This window comes from Nesterenkonia ebinurensis, from assembly GCF_008711175.1.
Taxonomy (GTDB): domain Bacteria; phylum Actinomycetota; class Actinomycetes; order Actinomycetales; family Micrococcaceae; genus Nesterenkonia; species Nesterenkonia ebinurensis.
The window spans coordinates 331,557-351,077 of record NZ_VWNF01000021.1; the positions used below are offsets into that span (position 1 = coordinate 331,557).

The window sequence follows — 19,521 nt, forward strand, 5'->3', positions numbered from 1 at the left end:
CACTCACTACTAAACTGCAAGAACTACTGTCCTAAGGCATTCTCCATGTACTCAATCCAGTACTCTGCTGCTTCATCAACACTTCGCTCCCCGAACAGTATGTCGGTTTCCATCCTTTGAGTGAGATCATTCATCTCTGCACCCCCAGCTGGCTGGGGTGGTCCGATTACGCTGACTTCAAGGACGTCAAGGAGATAAGTAGCTGCCTCAGCATTTACAGGATCCAGTAGCGGCTCAACCACTTCCAGCATCTCAGGATTAGCTGGCAGCCCACGATCATCCTGCAGTATGTCAGCAGCTTCAGGATCGTTCAGAATAAAGTCCATTAGCATAGCTGTCGCTTCTGGATGGTCTGTATTGGAATTAATAGCCCAAAACTGTGAAGGCTGCCAAGAAACACCAGGGAGATCTGTATCAGTTGGAGGCATCATCATAAGCACTTCATCATCACCGAGTGCAGCTGTGTAGGGTGTCAGCTGGTTGGTGTACCCAAACGTGATAGCAGCATCTCGTACAGCAAAAAGAGTCTGATCTGGCGTCACGTTGTGATGCTCAACAATAATGGAGGGATCGGGAAGACCGCCTCTTTCGACCAGTTCGACTTCCATTTCGTACCAAGTCGTCAGTACTTCTTCATCTATCGCCAGCCCGCCATCCCAATCATAGATTCCAAGTCCCGGTTCGGTGAGTTGCCCAGCGTACATTCCAAGAACATCTTGAACCCTCAGGTCCAGTCCGTATACACCATCATCGGTGTTTTCCGAAATTTCAACAGTAATCTCTACTAATTCTGGCCAATCCCAATCTTCATCAGGAATATCTACCCTTGCTTCTTCAAACAATGTAGCGTTGAGTAGGGCGCCAATTGCGTTACCTCCTGTCGGGAGTCCATGGATAGTGTCCCCAATAGTAGCATTTTGCACTGTGAAGTCATCATACGGTTCCAGATCCAAATAATCCGAGACCTCTTCAAGATCTAGCAAGGCTCCAGCCTGACCATACTCTTGGGGCATAGCACCACCGAGGGTGAAGAGGTCTGGGCCGCCCCCTGCAGCGAAATCGGTAGAGAGTCGATCAAAGAGGGCATCTGGCTCCCCCGTCGGTGTTACACGCACAGTGATGTTCTCGTGTCGCTCTTCGAATACATCAAAAACCTCCTGTGTCAACCTCACGCGCTCATCGTTGCCCCACCAGGCAACCTCAAGGGTGATTTCCTGGTCCTCGTCGAAGCCGTCAGCGGAGCCTCCCCCGTTGTCCCCACAAGCGGTGAGGGCCAGCGCGCTGACAAGGATGCCGCTGAGTGCGGCGCGGCGCTTCACACATGCCGAAGTGCGCTTCATCGATCTGCCTCTTTCAGTCTCACGGCAGCCGTGGGAACCGACTGCCTCTTCAATGGTGCGCTGCCCCGTGCTGGAGCCGCGGTGCGAGAAAGACAGCTGAGAAACCGCTTTCTCGATATGTCACCGATACTATGACTCACATCACAGGGATGTCAATCTGCGGTAGTGCTCCGGGTCACTCTGTAACCCTACTGTGACCTGTAGTGGAAGCGCGGACTTCGAGCCGAGGCTGGAAGACGACGTCGTAGCCGGGGTCTTCCCCCCTGATCAGAGAGCGCAGCCGGTACCAGGCCTGCACCCCGAGCTCCTCGTGAGGGACGGAAGCCGTGGTCAGTGGCGGAGCAATGTAGCGGGCGAAAGGAATATCGTCGAAGCCGGCCACTGAGATGTCACCGGGAACGCTGAGCCCCTTGTCCTGCAAACCGCCGATCAGGCCAATGGCAACAAGGTCGTTGAACGCCAGTACGGCACTTGCCTGGGTCTCGAACACGGCCTCCACAGCCTCAAACCCGTCCTGGCTGGCCACGCCTCCGTCCACCTGAAGGACTTCCATGTCGGGGTAATCTGCGGTGAAGCTGCTGATGCCGGAGCGGCGGTACTCATTGGAGACGCTCTGGAGCGGGCCGTTCACATAGGCGATCCGGCGGTGCCCGAGCTGGTAGAGGTGCTTCAGCAGCGATTCGATGCCGCTGCGGTAGTCCACGGTCAGGGTCGGGGCTACGCCCTCTGCGGTGCGGTTGATGAGCACCATCGGCTGCAGCGAGCCGGCCAGACCGGTCAGGTCCTCCTGGGCCATGCGAGGGGCGCAGAGCACCAACGCATCGCACCGGCGCCGGATCTCCCGAGTGAGCAGGGGCTCCTCAGCCACCGATTCTCCGGAGTCGCCGATCAGCACCCGGTAGCCGTCCTCGTTGGCGGTGGCACTGAGCCCGGAGAGGATCGCCTGGAACGCTGGGTTGCGCAGGTCGGGGGCTACGAACGCCACTGCCTGAGTCTGGCCCAGGGCTAGGCTGCGGGCGGTGAAGCTAGGGGCGTAGTTGAGCTTGGAGGCTGCCTGCCGGACTTTCTCGGCGACCTCTTCAGCTCCGACGAACCTGTTGTTCATCACCCGGGAAACGGTTGCCGGGGAGACGCCAGCCTCGGCTGCGACCTGAGCGATGGTGGCGGCCCTCATGGAGCGGCCGTTCCTCTTTCGCGGCACCGTGTTTACATCCTTCACCTCGTATATAGCAACAGACTACAGGGCAAACTCTAGGCCAAGGCCTGGAGCTTCCTCCACGCTGAGCCTTCCGCATCCGATGCGCACGGGTGAAGGGGAGGAAAGGAATCCGAGAGGGTACAGCCCGGCGTCCTCGACATCCTCGACCCACACCTGATCCTCCAGGGTCACCGCTATCTGCCCGGTGAGATCAGGCAGCAGATGTGGGGCCAGCTGCAGGTCCGCGTGCGTCACAGCCTCTGCGATACGCAGAAACGGGGTGATGCCGCCGACTCGCACGAGATTGGGCTGGAGCACCTGGGCTGCGCCGGCAGAGATGATATCCCGGAAACGGTACAGGGTGTGGAGGTTCTCCCCTGCGGCGATGGGCACTTTGGGGCCGGCGTGCGCAACCCGGCGGGACAGCTCTGCGTATCCAGCGGTGTCCTCGGCCCGCAGCGGCTCCTCCACCCAGTCCAGTCCGAACTCTGCCAGCGTGTGGACCGCCCGCTCCGCGGTCTGCAGGTCCCAACGCTGGTTGGCATCAACCATCAGCCTGCGCCCTGCCCCAAGTATCTCCCTGGTGAGCCGGACACGCTCAACGTCACGGCTCAGCTCCGAAGACCCGACTTTGATCTTCACTGCAGTGTGCCCGCCCTCGACCCAGCGACGGACCTGCTCGGCGAGCTGCTGTTCGCTGTAGTGCAGGTTGACCCCGGACCCGTAGGTCTGGAGCGTGCTGTGTCGGCGCCCTAGCAGCTCGGAAACCGCTTTCCCAGATCGACGTGCGGCGAGGTCCCAGAGAGCAAGATCAGCCCCTGCAATCGCGATGGTGGTGATGCCGCCGCCGCCTGCCTCGTGCAGGTGCTTCCAGAGCGGGTCCCAGATCTCACCGGGCTCGGCCGGCCGGCCGATAAGGAAGCCTCTGATGTCATGGTCCAGCAGAGCCTGCACAGCCTGCGGCCCGATGGTGGGCGTCCAGGAGAAACCGGTTCCGGCATGATCGTCATCGTCGGTGATCTCCACAACCACCACATGCATCTGAGGCGCATCGGGCACCCAGGGCCGGGCCATCGGCCGGGTCAGCAGCCGGGTGCGGACTTCCGCGATGGTGTTGGTCATGCCAGTTCCGCGGCGACAGCCAGACCATGGTCCAGCAGCTGCTCGAGCCGCTGGAGGTGCTCAGGGCTCGGGTCCACCAGCGGGGGTCGGACGCTGCCGACAGTCTGGCCGCGCAGCCGGTTGGCAGCTTTGATAAGGCTGACGGCATAGCCGGGTGTGGTGTCACGCAGCCGCACCAGCGGGAGATAGAACTCCTCCAGCAGGCGGTTAATTACCTCAGGGCGGCCGTCCTGGTAGGCGCGGTAAAACGCCAGGGCGATCTCCGGCTGGGCGGCGAATACGGCTGAGGAGTACAGCGGCACTCCGATCGCTGCATAGGCGGCCTGTGAGGCCTCCGCGGTGAGCAGCCCGTTGAAGAACAGGGCGTCGGCGCGAACAGACAGCGCCCTGAGCACGATCTCCTGGGCCAGGGCGACGTCGCCCACCCCGTCTTTGAGCCCCACCACGTTGGGCAGCTCGGTCATCAACCGGACCACTGTCTCCGCGGTGAACCGGGCATTTGCTCGGTGATAGACGATCACCGGCAGCTCAGTGGCGCTGACAACCGTCTTGACGTACTGGAAGAGACCTTCCTGGGTCCCCCCAACCAAGTAAGGGGGCAGCAGCAGGAAGCCATCTGCACCGGTGGCAGTCAGATCACGGACCGATTCGAGCACCTGGCCGAGGGAGCCGCCCACCCCGGCCACCACTGGCACAGCCCCGGAGGTGACTTCGGCGGCCACGGTGACGACCTCACGGGACTCGGCTGGGGAGAGCGCGTGAAACTCTCCTGTGCCGCAGGCGGGGAAGATCCCCCCGGGACCTGCCTCGAGCCGCCGGCTGATGTGCTCAGTCAGCGCTTCACGGTCGACCGTACCGTCCTGCCCGAACGGGGTGATCGGGAAGAAGAGGGGGGCGTCAGCAAAATTGAGGGTCGTCATGGGGTGCTCCTGTCCGCGGCGGCCACAGGCGCTGCGGCGCCCAGTCGTTCTAAGGTCTCTGCGGGAAGTTGGTTGCGCCAGCTGCGAGTGGGGGCCCATCCGAGGTCGCGACGGGCGGCCTCGATGCTGAAGAGAGAGCTGTCTGCGCTGAGCTGGTCACTCAGGTCGGCGATCTCAGGCAGGTACTTCGGGAGCAGCTGGGCTGGCGGGGTGATGGAGAGGGCATCGACGGCTGCGGCGAAATAGCACGCTCCGGACGGCGCGGCCTCTGCCTCGAGCCAGGCAAGCACGAAGTCTGCGGCGTCGCGGGCGTCCAGGTAGTTGAACAGGGAGACGGCGGCCAGCTCAGGCTTGACCAGGCGCTCCTCGACAGTGTGCCCCTGCTGGGTGGGTGCGCCGCGCCACTCCTCGGGGGCGATCACGTAACAGGGACGGAAGGCGGCCAGCCGGACCTGGGGATGGGCCAGGGCGAAGGTGGAGACCATCTTCTCCAGGGTGACTTTGGACAGGGCGTAGGCGTGGAAGGGCTGCGGCTCGATGCGCTCATCCAGTGGAAGTCTGCCAGGGTGCCATCCGGGCCGGCCATAGCCGAGGACTGTGGGGCTGGAGGCCACCAGTATGCGTGGGGTGCCGGCGGAGACTGCCGCCTCCAGCACGCTGAATCCCATGCCGGTGTTGACGTCGAAGATAGTACGCTCCGGCGCGGTGAAAGGAACCGCGATAGCAGCCAGATGGATGACGGCCTCCGGCTGCAGCTCCTCGAATATCTCGGCTGTCCGCGACGGGTCGGTGAGGTCAGCGGTGATGTCACCGGGTCGCTGGGACTCGGTGCGGTCGATCGAGGTCACATGGTGCCCAGCCTCGCGGAGCCCAGCCACAACGCTGCGGCCCAGGCGTCCCGATCCTCCGGTGACTGCGATGTGCATGCTCGCCTTTCCGTCGAATGAGCGGTGATGCGCTGACCCTGTTCTCAGAAAGCGCTTTCTCACTCTAGCCTGTGATGCGCGACTCATTCAACTGAGGAAGATCGGGTCCCATCACAGTGATGCGAGAAAACGCTTTCTAGAATACCCTGTGACAGTGACCATAGCTCCCGCCTCCCCTGCTGCTACCCAGGAACGCTCACAGAAACGTCAGCGCATCTGCTCGCTGCTGGAACCTGAGGAAACTGCGGTCTGGCTGACGAGTCCCACCGCCGTTTCGTGGTACCTGGGCGGAGCCCGAATCCACACTTCATTGATCGGCCCGCCTATTGCCGGAGTCCTGGTAGGACCAGAGGTGGAGCAGGTGGTAACTTTCCGCAATGAGGCTGACCGCCTGATCGCCGAGGAGCTCCCCTCGGACATCGAGGTGCAGGCGGTGAACTGGCACGCACCTCTGGACATCGGTGTCCGCAGCGAGGGTGTGAGATATGAGCAGGAGCTCACTGACCAGCTTCGTGCCGCCCGCGCCGCCCTGCTCCCCGTGGAGAAGACGCGCTTCGAGAGGCTGTGCTCCGAAGTCGCTCAGCTGCTCACCCAGCAGCTCTCGATCCTGCAGCCGGAGACCGCTGAGCGGCAGCTCACCGCCGAGATCTCCCGAGGCATTGTCGAGCTCGGCGGCGACCCTGTAGTGGTGATGGTGGCAGGCCAGTCGCGACTGGCGCACCGTCACCCCTTGAGCACCAATTCCCCTGTGGGGAGCCGGGCCATGGTGGTGGTCTGCGCCCGCCGACACGGCCTTATCGCCAATCTGACTCGCTGGGTGCAGACCCAGAAACCATCAGCAGAGATCCTGGACGCCGAACGGCGACTCTACGAGGTGGAGTCCGTCTTCCTCAGCTCCACCAGGAAAGGGCACAGCCTCGGCCAGGTGCTGGAGGACGGCAGTCGGGCATACGCTGCCCACGGCTTCGCGGAGCAGGAATGGCAGAACCATCATCAGGGCGGTGCAGCCGGCTATGCGGGACGTGACCCCCGCGCCCAGCCTGGCACCACTGATCTTGTAAAGGACCAACAGGCATTCGCGTGGAACCCCTCTGCCCCAGGGGTCAAGGTCGAAGACACAGTGATCCTGGAACACCACAGGATCCGACCGCTCACCGTGGATCCCGAATGGCCCACTATCCGCGTCAACGGTCTGGAGCGACCTGCGACACTGCAACTGTGAGGAAGATTCCCTGAACCCTCAGCTGAGTTGATACTCACCGTCGATCCGTCCCCAACGTCTTGAAAGGTATCGGGCAAGCCCCGCATATGCATGGAGAACATGTTGATTCAGGACTCACCGCCTACAAGGATTGGAAGGGACAGAAAGGACAGCATGCCGAGAGTCGTGGTTACCGATTACAAGTTCTCTTCCCTTCACCCGGAGCGGACCGCCGCTGCCTCTGTGAAAGCTGATTTCTCCGCTCATCAGGTCACTGCGGAGAGTGAAGCTATTGAGGTCACACGCGGCGCAGATGTAATTCTAGTCAGCCAAGCCCCCATCACATCGACTGTGCTTGAGGGACTCAATGGTGGAGCTACAGTGATTCGTTATGGGATCGGCGTGGAGACCGTAGACCTAGACGCAGCGCGAAACCTAGGCGTGCGGGTCTGCAATATTCCTGACTACGGTGCCGAAACTGTCGCAGACCATACAGTCACCCTGGTGCTGTCCAGCCTGCGCCGCGTTTCTGAGTTTGACAACCTCATACGTTCTGAGGGGTGGATCCTTCCCGGGCAGACCGACCCGATCCGTTCTCTGGCTGAGATGACGTACGGTCTGATCGGTATCGGCCAGATTGGGCAGCTGGTGGCAGAACGAATCAGACCATTCGGACCGAGAATCCTCGCTCATGACCCTTTCGCGGATCCCAAAACCGCCGCGGAAATCGGCACTGACCTCGTGGAGTTTCCTGAGCTGCTTTCCGCAGCAGATGTGATTTCCCTACACGCCCCGCTCACACCGTCTACACACCATCTGTTGGACTATGCGGCGCTCTCCTCCACCAAGCCGGGGACTATCGTGGTTAATACTGCTCGTGGTGCTCTGGTGGACACCCGGGCCGCGGCAAAACTGGCTGACTCGGGGCACCTGGGCGGACTGGCCTTCGATGTCTATGAAAAGGAGCCTCTGGAGCCGGACCACCCCCTGCGCACAGCCCGACGCACCATCCTCACTCCTCATGCGGCGTTCTACTCAGAGCGATCTGTCAGAAACCTCCAGCGGCTCGCCGCAGAAGAAATGCTGCGGTCGCTCCGTGGAGATCCTCTCCGCTGCGAACTCACAGCCTGATGATCCGTACTCCACGCTAAGAAGCTCACAACGTCAGAAGCCAGGCTGCTAACAGTGTCACCGGCAAAGCAAGGAACGAACTGGCGAACGTCACATCCTTGGGCACCGTAGTCGTCATTCCATAGTGCAGCCCGAATAGATAGACATTCTGCGCGGTCGGCAGAGCCGCCATCGCCACTACACCCAGCAGATCAGTCCCGCTGAGACCCACCAGAGGCCCAGCGAGCACCCAGGCCACCAGTGGCATCACCAGCGTCTTGCACACAGTGCTGACCGCACTGTCCGGGATCCGCTCCCTGACTTTGAAAGGCCGCTCCTGCTGCAGTGCGATTCCGTAGATGATCAGCATCAGCGGAATCGATGCTTCACCCACCATACGGATCGGCTCCCACACGACCTCATGCGGCTGCCATTCTGCCAGCGAGAGAGCACCACCCACCAGTACTCCCAGAGTCACGGGATTGAACATAGACCGCAGAATGGTGCCATAGCGAGACTTCGGTGGGTCCGCGCTCTCTGTGGTGCCGCGCTGTGCAATGAGCCCAAAGATCGTCAGGTAGAGCGGAGCCAGCACCAGCAGTTGTCCCAGCAGCACAGAGACCACAGGAGCCGTACTTCCCACCACATATAAGGCGATGGGGACTCCGATATTTCCGGCATTCACATAAGAAGAGGCCATTGCCCCAACCGCGATATCCCCTACCGAGCGACGGGCAAGGAGACCGAAGATGATAAAGCACAGTCCAGTAATGACCGCAGTCCCCAAGGCCAAGGGAGCATAGAGAGCGGCGATCAACCGTACATCGGTCTGTGAGACCAGCACCACCATGAGACAGGGATTGGTGATGTAGTAGACCAGAGGTGTGGCGCCCCGCTGGATACGCGTAGCGACATCCTTCGAAAGTGCGGAGGTAACTGTGCCGACGACGACCAGCACAGCCACCACACTGAATCCAAGAAGTACGCCGTCCACTCAGCTCCTTGTCACACGGCCGCCCAATCCCCCTTTATGAATCTACCGCAGGGACTTACAACGCCATTCTCCGAGACAAGAAACGCTCATCGCACCATGCAGGGACGCTTAGGGTCGAACTCCCATCCCGGAATCAGATACTGCATAGCTCTCGAGTCGTCGCGTGCTCCCAGACCATGCTGGACATAGAGTTCGTGCGCCTCCTCCAGCCTGTCTCTGTTCAGCGTAACGCCCAAACCTGGCGCCTTGGGAACCTCAATTGCCCCCTCACGGATCTGGAGGGGAACTTCGGTAAGTCCCTGACCGTCCTGCCAGATCCAGTGAGTGTCCAGCGCGGTGATCTCGCCGGGTGCAGCGGCTCCTACTTGGGTAAACATCGCCAAAGAGATATCGAAGTGGTTGTTCGAGTGAGAACCCCAGGTCACCCCGAAGTCATGACAGAGCTGCGCCACTCGGACAGATCCTCCCATGGTCCAGAAATGCGGGTCTGCCAGTGGAATGTCCACAGCGTTGCTTCTGATCGCAGCCGCCATCTCCCGCCAGTCAGTGGCACACATATTGGTTGCGGTGAGCAGACCGGTAGCTCGTTTGAACTCAGACATCATCTCACGTGCAGAAAAACGTCCTTCCGCGCCGCAGGGATCTTCAGCGTAGGCCAGCACACCACGGAGCTTCCTGCCCAAACGAATGGCGTCCTCGAGCAGCCACCCGCCATTCGGGTCGAGGGTGATACGGGAATCCGGAAACTCCTCATACAGGGCAGTGACAACCTCTGCTTCAGTATCACCGTCGAGGACTCCGCCTTTGAGTTTAAAGTCTTTGAACCCATAGCGCTCCTGCGCCGCCTTAGCGAGCTCGATGACAGCCTGGGTGTCCATTGCCTCCTCCCGGCGGCGACGCTCCCAGATGTTTCCCTCCTTCTCTCGTAGGTAAGGAAGATCGGTAGCATCGGGATTGCCGACGAAGAACAGGTAGCCTAACATCGGGACGCTGTCGCGTTGCTGGCCCTCGCCCAGGAGCTCTGCTACCGGTACGCCAAGGTACTGGCCATGCAGATCCAGCATGGCGGATTCGATAGCTGTCACTGCATGAACTGTGGTGCGCAGATCGAAAGTCTGGTTTCCACGACCTCCTGCATCAAGTCCTGCGAAGGCATCCGAGATTTCCCGGAGTGCGGAACGGAACTCAGCAACAGGGCGCCCAGTGATGCGGCGTCCGGCCTCCTGGATTGTTGTGGTGATCTTCTCTCCCCCCGGAACCTCACCCAGACCGGTACGGCCATCATCATCAGTCACGATGACGATATTGCGGGTGAAGTATGGGCCATGAGCTCCGGACAGGTTGAGAAGCATGGAGTCATATCCTGCGACAGGTACGACTTCGACCTCAGAAACCTTGGGGCCGGTTGCGCTCATTACTCTCCCTTCTGCGCTACGGCATACTGGCCGTCCACGCGTCGAGTAAGGCTCCATGGATTGGCGTCCTGGACTGCTGCAGGCTGCAGTGCCTCGGGTGCGTTCTGGTAGACCACTGGGCGCAGGAAGCGGCCAATGGAAAGTGTTCCCACCGAGGTGGAGCGCCCGTCAGATGTAGCTGGGAAAGGTCCCCCGTGCACCACGGCGTCTCCTACGTCAACACCGGTGGGCCAGCCATTGATCAGCAGACGGCCTGCCTTGAGCTCCAACAGTTCCAGCAGCGTACTCGCGGTCTGGGTGTCCTTACTGTCTCGCGGATCCAGGTGAAGAGTCGCAGTTAACTGCCCCTCGATGGCAGTGGCTACCTCTTCCAGCTCCTCAACAGAGCTATAGCGGACCACCAGGCAGACCGAGCCGAAGATCTCCTCAGAGAGTTCAGGGGTGGTGACAAAGACTTTCACATCTGTGGAGTAGACCGATGGGGCGGGAGCGTGCTCGGTCTTCCCCTCACTGCCACGGCCGACCTCTGTGACTCCCGGTATGTCGGCGAGCTTCTGCTCCCCCTTTACACGGGAGGAGCAGATGCCCGGGGTCAGCATAGTGACCCCCGCAGCTGCAGAGAGATGGGTGCGGACGGCGTTGACGAAAGAATCCCCGCTGGTGCCCTCTGGGACGAACAGCAAACCAGGGGCTGTGCAGAGCTGTCCAGCGGAGCCGGTCAAGGAGGTCACGAACCCTTCGGCAAGCACAGGATTGTCACCGGCCACTGCCGATGGAAGTAGGAAGATCGGGTTGACTGAACTCATCTCGGCGTAAACGGGAATCGGCTCGGGACGTGTCGCTGCTGTCTGCATCAGCGCCAATCCTCCACCGCGGGATCCGGTGAAGCCGACTGCCTTGATCCGCGGGTCAGCCACCAGCTTCTGCCCCACATCTGTACCGCGTCCATAGACTAAGGAGAAGACACCGCCGGGGAGGCCCAGTTCAATCACCGCCTCGGTAATGGCTTGGCCTACGATTTGGCTGGTTCCGGGATGGGCGTTATGTGCCTTAAACACCACTGGGCACCCTGCCGCCAACGCGGAAGCAGTATCTCCTCCAGCGACAGAGAAGGCCAGTGGAAAGTTCGAGGCTCCGAAGACAACTACCGGGCCCAGCGGGAGCGTGCGCTGACGCAGGTCAGGACGCGGCAGTGGCTTGCGATCCGACAGTGCCGGTTCAATCCGCACCCCGTGGTGGTCTCCTTGGAGAACTACCTTGGCAAAGAGCCTGAGCTGATTCACTGTCCGTGCCAACTCGCCCTGCAGGCGCATCTGCGGCAAGCCAGTTTCTGTCATCGCGGTGGCGATAATCTCCTCACCAGCAGCCTGGATCTTATCTGCTGCGGCAGCCAGAAATGCAGCTCGTTTCTGCGGATCAAGCTTCCGGTACTCAAGAAAAGCTTCGGCGGCCGATTGAGCGGCGACCTCTGCCTGACCTTTTCCCAGCAGAGTAAACTTTGGCCCGGTCTGCTGGTTTTTCGCCGGATCAGTCGCTTGGGTGGTTCCCGCCGTGCCCTCAGTCGGTACTCCCGCGACTAGTGAGTGGTAGACGGATTCGGTCAATGTGCTCATCTCGGCTCCCTGAGTTTTTCGGCGGTTTCTTCGGTTTAGACAGATGCCGGAGCTAGGCTCCCGACTAGTGTGTTGAGGATCTGTTGCTCTTCCACGGAGAGATCCCGCAGGGGCGGACGGACTGGACCGGCATCGCGGCCCACGGCCCGCAAACCAGCCTTAATAATGGATACGCCATATCCGTTGCCCCGGTCTCTGATGTCCAAATAGGGCAGTACAAAGTCTTTGAGTTTCTTCTGCACAGCAGCCTGGTCCTCATTACGGACATCGCGGTAGAACTCCAGGGCGAACTCGGGGATAAAGTTGAACATCGCCGAGGAGTAGGTGCTCATCCCCATCTTCAGCAGGGAGAGCGCGTAGGTCTCTGCTGTGGGCAGCCCACCCAAGTAAAAGAGCCGGTCGCCGCAAGCTGTGGTCACCCGGGCCAGCTGCTCGAAGTTGCCAACCCCGTCCTTAAACCCGATCAGGTGGGGATATGCCTCTGCCAATGAGACCACAGTGTCAGCGTTGTAGATCGCATTTGCGCGGTTGTAAAGGATCACGCCGAGTTTGGTGGACTCCAGTACCGCAGCCGCGTGTGCACGCAACCCTTCTTGGGTGGTTTCGGTCAAATACGGGGGCAGCAGAAGAAGACCGTCTGCCCCAGCAGTCTCAGCCATCTGGGCGAACTCCACCGCCTGCGCCGTATTGCCTATGGCGGAGCCCAGGATAGGGACGCCCTCACGGACGGTTTTTGCTGCCGTGAAGACCACGAGGCGACTCTCATCCAGCGTGAGCGAAAACCCCTCACCAGTGCCTCCGGCTGCGAAGAGCCCAGCAATATCATGGCTGGACTGCCACTCCAGGTGGCTGATGAGCTTCGCCTCGTCGATCTGCAGATCCTGTGTGAAAGGGGTGACGGGGAAGGACAACAGTCCTTCCTGAAGTATCTGGGCGAGCTCCTGAGGAGTGTACTGCGTCATGGAAAGGGCCTCCGGAAAGAGAACTAGTAGCGATCAGAGAAGTACTGTGATTTACGCTACGTTCCTGGTGTCATGCCTGTCCAAGCCTACAGTTGTATGGATTGATACCTTGCGTGCATCATAAAGAAATCTCCTGTAGTAACCCTGCGACCTTGTGCAAGGCAGGGTTGGTGGAAGACGAGAGCCAGGTGGCGTGCAGCTGAACCAGGTCGCTAGGCGCATTGCGCAGAGGAAGGAAGGTCACCCCCGGGATGCTCAGTTGCCCAGCGGACTCTGGAACGAGCGACAGGCCGTGCCCCGCCGCTGACAATGCCACCAAAGTAAGCACCTGACTTGCTGTATGTGAGACCTTTTCAGGACGCACATCGATAAGCCCCACCACCAGGTCATGGAAATACCGAGCCTGCCCATGGGAGTACATGAGGATCTGCTCCCCCTGAAGCTCCTCGGGGGGAATAGGCTGGCCGCGCACGGCCAAAGGATGTTTGCTGGGCACAGCCACGATTAGCGACTCCGTGAGCACCATGTTCGATTCAACACCTTCGAGATGAAACGGAGGCCGGGTGAGCCCCATGTCGATGCTCCCACTGCGCAGAGACTCGAGCTGCCGGGCAGAAACCATTTCGTGAAGCTCCACAGTGATTCCCGGAAAGGCCTCCTTGATCTGAGTGAGCAGACTGCCCAGGACCCGGTATGCCGAAGCTGCGGTGTACCCCAACCGCACAACGCCCACCTGTCCAGATGCGATCAGGCGAGCTCGACGAGGAGCCTGCTCGGCCTGGGCAACGAGCTGTCGGCATTCCAGGAGAAACGCCTCACCGGCTGCAGTCAGGCTTACCCCACGCGGATGACGGAGCAACAGTTTGAGCCCCAAGGATTTCTCCAGCTTCTGGATCTGCCTGCTCAACGGAGGCTGTGTCATGTGGAGCCGATCAGCAGCGTGCCCGAAATGCAACTCCTCGGCTACCGCTATGAACGCACGAGCCTGAGTCAAGGTGAACATCAGCCCAGCCTCCATTCAAGGGAAGTCTCTCAAAATGATGCATTGAGGGTATCAGGTCATGCTTCATATGGCTTGGACAGGTATCGAGTCTTTTGTTTACGCTCATGAGTGACCTGAATCACGTGTTACTGCTCACAGAGCGGAAACCACCAGAACGCACCAAAGGAGGAGTTATGTTCTGGAGTTCAATCACTCGCAAAACCACCGCCGTCTCAGCCCTCACGGGGCTACTGCTCATCAGTGCCTGCGGAAACGTCACCACAGGGGGCAACGGAAACAACGGTGACGATAATGGTGAGGATTACCCTACCCAGGCCATCCGGTTGACCGTGGGACAAGATGCCGGTGGCTCCACCGACCTCATTGCCCGCGCCGTCGCCAACGGCTCCCAAGGCGTGTGGGGCGTACCAATGACCGTGGAGAACCAGCCCGGAGCTAACGGGGCAATCGCTACTCAGGAAGTAGCCAACCGGAATCCCGACGGCTACGAACTTGTGCTGCTCAACGCCTCCCTGATCACCATCACCTCGATGGTGGTACCAGAGAGCGAGCAGGTGACACTGGACGATCTGGACATCATTGCCGGTCTCTCACAGGATGATTATATCCTGATCGCCAACGCTGACAGTGAGCTCGATACCCTCGATGACATGCTCAACGCTGACCGGACCATCGACTTCGGCACTACCGGTGTAGGTACCGCTGCCCAGTTAGCCATGCTGGTGCTGATCGCCGAGACGGGAATTGACGGCAATGAAGTCCCCTTTGACTCGGGCTCCCCGGCTCTGACCGCAGTGATGGGCAATCAGGTAGAGGTTGCCACTGTCCAGGTGGGCGAGGCAATGCCTCAGATCGAAGCAGGTACCGTCAAGCCGATCCTGCTGTTCTCCGATGATCGGATCGACTACCTGCCTGACGTTCCCACCGCGGTGGAGGAAGGCTATGACGTGCCTGTCTCCCAGTACCGCGCCCTGGCTATGCCTGCTGGTGCCCCCGATCATGTGCTGGAGACCCTCGAGGAAGGCCTGCAGGAGATTTTTGCCACCGAGGACTACCAGCAGTTCAATGAAGACAACTTCCTCACCCCCCATGAGATCTCCGGAGAGCAGGTCCGCGAGGAGTGGACCGACCTGGCTGAGCACTACGCCCAACTGGTCGACGAGCACGGCATCAACCTCGGCGGGGACAACTGACCGTGAGCCGCACCAGGGAGAAAACTGAGGACGTTCTAAGCCAACTCACAGATGAGTCCGGTTCGAGTACAGAACAGAACGACGCCCTCCTCACCACCGCTGACTACGTCCCCGAACGCGCCGGGACAGTTACCAATTTTGTCTGTGGTGCCGTTGTCTCCCTGCTCGGGATAGGTGCCCTGCTCGTAGCCTGGGACTTGGGCTTCGGGTCACTGACCCAGCCGCGAGCAGGCACCTGGCCCGGAATACTCTCCGCGCTTCTCATCCTGCTAGGCGCACTCATCATGCTGCAGGCTAAGAGTTTCAACGACGCGGAGAGGCTCACCTTCAACGCAGCAGCTGTCGGCGTCGGCGCGGTCTCTCTGGCTGTGGCAGTTCAGCTGATGCCACACATAGGTTTTGAAATCCCAGCTGTCCTGCTCACCGTCTTCTGGATGAGCGTCCTCGGGAAAGAGAAATACTTGCTCTCCATACCCCTGTCCGTAGCAGCAGTAGCAGGGTTCTACCTCATCTTCGTCACGGGGCTCAACGTTCCCCTTCCCCGCCTGTTTTGAACATCACCCCCGTACCGACCCGCTCGAAGACATCTGAAAGGCCGTCAGCATTATGGACTTCGCCCCGGTCATAGAGGGCTTCGAGGTTGTCCTGCAACCTCAGAACTTCCTCTTCTGCATCATTGGCGTGCTCGTCGGCATGGTCATCGGCGTCCTGCCCGGGCTTGGACCGGCTGCCACCATCGCCATCCTGCTGCCGATGACCTACGGCATGGAACCGGTCACCGCCATCATTATGCTCGCCGGCATCTTCTACGGGGCAATCTACGGTGGAACCGTCACCGCCGTGCTGCTCAAACTTCCCGGGGAAACCAGTTCGGCGATCACCGCCCTGGACGGCTACCCCATGGGACAGAAAGGACAAGCCGGCAAGGCGCTGGGAATCGGTGCCATCGCCTCCTTCATCGGCGGAACCATCGCCATCATCGCGCTGACCTTCGTGGCCCCGATCATCGCCGGTTGGGCACTGCGCTTCGGACCCCCAGAATATGCGGCGCTGACCCTTCTGGGCATTCTGTTGGTGGCCACCATTTCTAACGGCACCATGCTCAAGGCCCTTGTCGCTGCAGCTCTGGGGCTGCTATTCGCAGTGGTGGGGCGCGACGCCTTCACCGGAGAACTGCGCTACACCGCCGGCAACCTAGAGCTCTCTGACGGACTGCAATTCGTCCCCATCGCCATGGGTGTCTTCGGCCTGGCTGAGATTCTCTACAACCTTGAGAAACGGCACCTGGCCCAACCCAAACCCATCAAGGTAGATAAGGTGCTGCCAAATAAGGCTGATTTAAAACAGTCCGCCGGGCCAATTGCCCGCGGCGGGGTACTTGGATTCTTCCTGGGGATTCTTCCGGGGGGTGGGGCCACCGTCTCATCAATGGTCTCCTACGGAATGGAGAAGAGACTCTCCAAAGATCCTAAGCGTTTCGGTAAAGGTGCCATTGAGGGAGTGGCCGGACCTGAGACGGCAAACAACGCCGCAGCGACCTCTTCCTTTATCCCCCTTCTAACCCTGGGTATTCCAGCTAACGCCACCATGGCAGTAATGTTCGGCGCCCTGATGATTCAGGGGATCGCCCCCGGTCCTCAGCTGGTGGACACCAACCCCGAACTATTCTGGGGTGTGGTGAACTCGATGTACATCGGGAATCTGATCCTCATCATCCTCGCCATTCCACTGATCGGCCTGTTCGTCCGGATTCTTTATGTGCGTTCCACTATTCTGGCGCCGATCACGTTGCTGATCGTCTGTATGGGCGCCTTCACTATCAGCAACCGGTTCTTTGAAGTCATGGTCGTGATCGTTTTTGGTGTGCTCGGCTACCTGATGAAGAAGTTCGGGTTCGACCCGGCCCCGCTAGTCCTGGCATTCGTGCTCGGTTCACTGCTGGAGGACAACTTCCGCCGCAGCCTGATGATGTTCCAGGGCGATGTCAGCCGAGTCTCCGAACGACCCATCACACTCACTCTGCTCAGCGTATTCGTCTTGGTCCTCATCCTGCCGCTTGTGTTCAAAATCGTGGCGCACCGGAAGGGAGCCGATTCCCTTCTCGACGTTGTTGCTGGCGAGACCACACAGCAGGACTCATCTCAAGAGAACACCGCTGAGAGCAGATCTCACCACACCGAAACCGAAGAGAAAGATACCGCCGCAACTGCTAGCGGTGAGCCCCAGAAGAAGCCTCCGGCCAAGCCGGACAGATGAACCCTTTCCCAGATTCGTTAAACCCCACCACTTGTCCCTGACCGAAGGAGCCTCATGCCTGCCGATTCCATCCGTTCAGTCAAGCTTTCCTCTGTGATTTTGCCGCTGAAGACCGCTATCTCCGATGCCAAAGTATTCACCGGACGGCAGAAGCCGATGACCGAAGTGGCATTTCTCTTCTCGGAGATCACCACTGAGCAGGGCATCTACGGAGTGGGCTTCAGTTACTCCAAACGAGCCGGCGGACCCGCTCAGTTCGCCCACGCTAAGGAAGTCGCTGAGATCCTCATTGGTGAAGACCCTAATGATATCGCGCGACTGAACGTCAAACTGCAGTGGGCAGGAGCTTCGGTAGGACGGTCGGGACTAGCTACCCAAGCATTGGCTGCAGTAGACGTCGCCCTCTGGGATTTGAAAGCCAAACGCGCTGATCTTCCCCTGGCCAAGCTGCTGGGTGCACACCGGGACTCTGTTCGGACTTATAACACCTCTGGCGGATTTCTTAACGCATCTCTGGAAGAGGTTAAGGAGCGTGCCAGTCAGTCCATCGAAGAGGGCATCGGCGGGATCAAAATCAAAGTGGGACTGCCAGACAACTCCGAGGACCTCCGTCGGGTACGAGGCATCCGCGAGCACATCGGAGACCAGGTTCCCCTCATGGTGGACGCCAACCAGCAGTGGGATCGAGCCATCGCCCTTCGCATGGGGCGCCGTCTGGAGGAGTTCGACCTGGTCTGGATCGAGGAACCGCTTGATGCCTACGATATGGAGGGACATGCTCGTCTGACCCGTACCCTGGATACTCCCATCGCCACCGGGGAGATGCTGTCCTCAGTTGCTGAGCATCAGCGGCTCATCGACGGGGAGGCCTGCGACATCATCCAGCCAGATGCTCCACGGGTGGGTGGGATCACCCAATTCATGCGGTTACTCACTCTAGCTGATCAGAAGGGGCTCGACCTGGCACCGCATTTTGCCATGGAGATTCACCTCCATCTGGCTGCCTGCTACCCCCGCGAGCCGTGGGTGGAGCATTTCGACTGGTTGAATCCCCTGTTCAACGAGCGCCTGGAGACCCAGGACGGACGGATGCTGATCCCGGATCGCCCGGGACTGGGCATCACCATGAGCGGCCAAGCCAGGGATTGGACCGTAGCCTCAGCGGTGTACGGAAAAGATTGAACCACGATTGTGCCCCTCTGACTCCATTCGATCGGAGCACATACTTTCCCGACGGCGTCGTGCTTTTGACCCTTTTAGCGTTTGGCAAGTGGCAGCCTACTGCTACGCCACAGTCTCGGTATAGCTCAAGCCAGGAGCCTGACAATGCGATGATTCAGATGCCGACTTCTTTGGCCCGGGCGGTGACCAGATCCTTCATCTTCTTGGCGATCATGGTGATGCCGCGCTTCGGAGCTACCCGGGAGAGGATGTCGAAGAGCCGGGCATCATTTCCGATCATCACCCTGAACCGCTTGCGCTCAATAGCATCAGCGATGACCCGTCCCGCCTCCTCCGGAGAGGTGGCCCGGGAGGTGTCACCGCCATGATCGGAGGTCTCCACGCCTGAATTCTTAGTGATCTCGGTGGCCACTGCGCCGGGAAAAACCTCGGTGACCGTCACGGAGGTATCCAGCAACTCGGCGTAGAGACCCTCGGTAAGCAGTCGCACCGCAGCCTTAGAGGCGCCGTAGAAGCTCTGCCCGGGCACCGGCAGCAGCGCACCCATACTCGAAACGTTCACCAGTGAGGCTTCCGACCGGCTCTTCAGGCCGGGCAGAAATGCCTTGACCACGTTGACTGTGCCCCAGAAGTTCACATCGACCACATGTTCCATCTGCTCGAACTTCAGATCTTCAACGTGGATGAAGGGCTGGATGATGCCGGCCACATTGATCAGTCCGTCAGCCGGGCCGAGCGCCTCAGTGACCTCAAGCGGGAGGGCCAGCACAGCGTCACGGTCGGTGATGTTCAGTGCATGCAGGCTGAGGTTCTTACCCGCTTCGGCCTCGTCCGCCGTCTCCTGCAGACCTTCGGCGTTGAGGTCCACCGCGGCCACCCGGGCTCCTCGGCGGATCAGCTCCAGCACTGTGGCCCGACCAATGCCGGCCCCGCCTCCAGTCACCACAAAAACTTTCCCTGCACAGTTCATCGCATACTCACTCCCGCATCAGACAGACGGGCCTGCCCCGCCGTATGCTTAGAGTAGCCCGGTACTGGACCGAGTGACAGTGCTCGGCTGAGTGCTCAAGTGAGCACACGGCGTCG

17 protein-coding genes are annotated in these 19,521 nt (G+C 60.1%); 6 read left to right on the forward strand and 11 right to left on the reverse strand.

Annotated elements, in window-relative coordinates:
• Positions 1-23: 23 nt before the first annotated feature.
• The 5 genes from F0311_RS09090 to F0311_RS09110 all read right to left on the reverse strand — a co-directional run bounded on the left by F0311_RS09090 (position 24) and on the right by F0311_RS09110 (position 5,506).
• Positions 24-1,340, reverse strand: coding sequence for an ABC transporter substrate-binding protein (locus F0311_RS09090; protein ID WP_150461603.1), 1,317 nt, complete (start codon positions 1,338-1,340; stop codon positions 24-26).
• A gap of 175 nt (positions 1,341-1,515) precedes the next feature.
• Positions 1,516-2,514 (reverse strand): LacI family DNA-binding transcriptional regulator, encoded by a 999-nt coding sequence (locus F0311_RS09095; protein ID WP_150461604.1) that lies wholly within the window; start codon positions 2,512-2,514, stop codon positions 1,516-1,518.
• 63 nt (positions 2,515-2,577) lie between these two features.
• The gene (locus tag F0311_RS09100; protein ID WP_150461605.1) at positions 2,578-3,660 is read right to left on the reverse strand and encodes a mandelate racemase/muconate lactonizing enzyme family protein; all 1,083 of its coding nucleotides are present in this window, start codon (positions 3,658-3,660) and stop codon (positions 2,578-2,580) included.
• Complete coding sequence (locus tag F0311_RS09105; protein WP_150461606.1) at positions 3,657-4,580, reverse strand: 5-dehydro-4-deoxyglucarate dehydratase; 924 nt, start codon at positions 4,578-4,580, stop codon at positions 3,657-3,659. Before F0311_RS09105 ends, F0311_RS09100 begins: the two co-directional genes overlap by 4 nt.
• Positions 4,577-5,506 carry an NAD-dependent epimerase/dehydratase family protein gene (locus F0311_RS09110; RefSeq protein ID WP_150461607.1) on the reverse strand — a complete coding sequence of 310 codons (930 nt, stop codon included), beginning with the start codon at positions 5,504-5,506 and terminating at the stop codon, positions 4,577-4,579. Before F0311_RS09110 ends, F0311_RS09105 begins: the two co-directional genes overlap by 4 nt.
• Before the next feature lie 154 nt (positions 5,507-5,660).
• Between F0311_RS09110 and F0311_RS09115 the strand changes: the two genes are divergently transcribed.
• Together F0311_RS09115 and F0311_RS09120 are read left to right on the forward strand one after the other, a co-directional pair.
• A complete protein-coding gene (locus F0311_RS09115) occupies positions 5,661-6,728 on the forward strand; it encodes a M24 family metallopeptidase (protein ID WP_223881230.1) in 1,068 nt (355 codons plus the stop codon).
• A 153-nt stretch (positions 6,729-6,881) separates the two neighbouring features.
• A complete protein-coding gene (locus tag F0311_RS09120; RefSeq protein ID WP_150461608.1) occupies positions 6,882-7,838 on the forward strand; it encodes a C-terminal binding protein in 957 nt (318 codons plus the stop codon).
• Positions 7,839-7,863: 25 nt separating this feature from the next.
• Here F0311_RS09120 and F0311_RS09125 read toward each other — a convergent pair whose 3' ends face one another.
• The 5 genes from F0311_RS09125 to F0311_RS09145 all read right to left on the reverse strand — a co-directional run bounded on the left by F0311_RS09125 (position 7,864) and on the right by F0311_RS09145 (position 13,804).
• Positions 7,864-8,811, reverse strand: coding sequence for an AEC family transporter (locus tag F0311_RS09125; protein WP_150461609.1), 948 nt, complete (start codon positions 8,809-8,811; stop codon positions 7,864-7,866).
• 86 nt (positions 8,812-8,897) lie between these two features.
• Complete coding sequence (locus F0311_RS09130) at positions 8,898-10,226, reverse strand: enolase C-terminal domain-like protein (RefSeq protein WP_150461610.1); 1,329 nt, start codon at positions 10,224-10,226, stop codon at positions 8,898-8,900.
• A complete protein-coding gene (locus tag F0311_RS09135; protein WP_150461611.1) occupies positions 10,226-11,839 on the reverse strand; it encodes an aldehyde dehydrogenase (NADP(+)) in 1,614 nt (537 codons plus the stop codon). Before F0311_RS09135 ends, F0311_RS09130 begins: the two co-directional genes overlap by 1 nt.
• Before the next feature lie 35 nt (positions 11,840-11,874).
• Positions 11,875-12,801: a 5-dehydro-4-deoxyglucarate dehydratase gene (kdgD, locus tag F0311_RS09140; RefSeq protein ID WP_150461612.1), complete on the reverse strand. Its 927-nt coding sequence runs from the start codon at positions 12,799-12,801 to the stop codon at positions 11,875-11,877.
• Between the two features lie 118 nt (positions 12,802-12,919).
• Positions 12,920-13,804 carry a LysR family transcriptional regulator gene (locus F0311_RS09145; RefSeq protein WP_150461613.1) on the reverse strand — a complete coding sequence of 295 codons (885 nt, stop codon included), beginning with the start codon at positions 13,802-13,804 and terminating at the stop codon, positions 12,920-12,922.
• A 173-nt stretch (positions 13,805-13,977) separates the two neighbouring features.
• Between F0311_RS09145 and F0311_RS09150 the strand changes: the two genes are divergently transcribed.
• The 4 genes from F0311_RS09150 to F0311_RS09165 are packed head-to-tail and all read left to right on the forward strand — an operon-like array spanning position 13,978 to position 18,435.
• The gene (locus tag F0311_RS09150; RefSeq protein ID WP_150461614.1) at positions 13,978-14,997 is read left to right on the forward strand and encodes a Bug family tripartite tricarboxylate transporter substrate binding protein; all 1,020 of its coding nucleotides are present in this window, start codon (positions 13,978-13,980) and stop codon (positions 14,995-14,997) included.
• Positions 14,998-14,999: 2 nt separating this feature from the next.
• Positions 15,000-15,551 carry a tripartite tricarboxylate transporter TctB family protein gene (locus tag F0311_RS09155; RefSeq protein ID WP_150461615.1) on the forward strand — a complete coding sequence of 184 codons (552 nt, stop codon included), beginning with the start codon at positions 15,000-15,002 and terminating at the stop codon, positions 15,549-15,551.
• Between the two features lie 52 nt (positions 15,552-15,603).
• Positions 15,604-17,253 carry a tripartite tricarboxylate transporter permease gene (locus tag F0311_RS09160; protein WP_150461616.1) on the forward strand — a complete coding sequence of 550 codons (1,650 nt, stop codon included), beginning with the start codon at positions 15,604-15,606 and terminating at the stop codon, positions 17,251-17,253.
• 54 nt (positions 17,254-17,307) lie between these two features.
• The gene (locus F0311_RS09165; protein ID WP_150461617.1) at positions 17,308-18,435 is read left to right on the forward strand and encodes an L-talarate/galactarate dehydratase; all 1,128 of its coding nucleotides are present in this window, start codon (positions 17,308-17,310) and stop codon (positions 18,433-18,435) included.
• Positions 18,436-18,589: 154 nt separating this feature from the next.
• On the opposite strand, the gene F0311_RS09170 is transcribed toward F0311_RS09165, so the two are convergent.
• Positions 18,590-19,405 (reverse strand): SDR family NAD(P)-dependent oxidoreductase, encoded by an 816-nt coding sequence (locus F0311_RS09170; RefSeq protein ID WP_150461618.1) that lies wholly within the window; start codon positions 19,403-19,405, stop codon positions 18,590-18,592.
• Positions 19,406-19,521: the final 116 nt, after the last annotated feature.

What these genes read in the sequence shown, in the direction of transcription:
- F0311_RS09090 (WP_150461603.1), bottom strand. Translation starts at nt 1,340, where the DNA reads ATGAAGCGCACTTCGGCATGTGTGAAGCGCCGCGCCGCACTCAGCGGC.
- F0311_RS09095 (WP_150461604.1), bottom strand. Translation starts at nt 2,514, where the DNA reads ATGAGGGCCGCCACCATCGCTCAGGTCGCAGCCGAGGCTGGCGTCTCC.
- F0311_RS09100 (WP_150461605.1), bottom strand. Translation starts at nt 3,660, where the DNA reads ATGACCAACACCATCGCGGAAGTCCGCACCCGGCTGCTGACCCGGCCG.
- F0311_RS09105 (WP_150461606.1), bottom strand. Translation starts at nt 4,580, where the DNA reads ATGACGACCCTCAATTTTGCTGACGCCCCCCTCTTCTTCCCGATCACC.
- F0311_RS09110 (WP_150461607.1), bottom strand. Translation starts at nt 5,506, where the DNA reads ATGCACATCGCAGTCACCGGAGGATCGGGACGCCTGGGCCGCAGCGTT.
- F0311_RS09120 (WP_150461608.1), top strand. Translation starts at nt 6,882, where the DNA reads ATGCCGAGAGTCGTGGTTACCGATTACAAGTTCTCTTCCCTTCACCCG.
- F0311_RS09130 (WP_150461610.1), bottom strand. Translation starts at nt 10,226, where the DNA reads ATGAGCGCAACCGGCCCCAAGGTTTCTGAGGTCGAAGTCGTACCTGTC.
- F0311_RS09135 (WP_150461611.1), bottom strand. Translation starts at nt 11,839, where the DNA reads ATGAGCACATTGACCGAATCCGTCTACCACTCACTAGTCGCGGGAGTA.
- kdgD (WP_150461612.1), bottom strand. Translation starts at nt 12,801, where the DNA reads ATGACGCAGTACACTCCTCAGGAGCTCGCCCAGATACTTCAGGAAGGA.
- F0311_RS09145 (WP_150461613.1), bottom strand. Translation starts at nt 13,804, where the DNA reads ATGTTCACCTTGACTCAGGCTCGTGCGTTCATAGCGGTAGCCGAGGAG.
- F0311_RS09150 (WP_150461614.1), top strand. Translation starts at nt 13,978, where the DNA reads ATGTTCTGGAGTTCAATCACTCGCAAAACCACCGCCGTCTCAGCCCTC.
- F0311_RS09160 (WP_150461616.1), top strand. Translation starts at nt 15,604, where the DNA reads ATGGACTTCGCCCCGGTCATAGAGGGCTTCGAGGTTGTCCTGCAACCT.
- F0311_RS09165 (WP_150461617.1), top strand. Translation starts at nt 17,308, where the DNA reads ATGCCTGCCGATTCCATCCGTTCAGTCAAGCTTTCCTCTGTGATTTTG.
- F0311_RS09170 (WP_150461618.1), bottom strand. Translation starts at nt 19,405, where the DNA reads ATGAACTGTGCAGGGAAAGTTTTTGTGGTGACTGGAGGCGGGGCCGGC.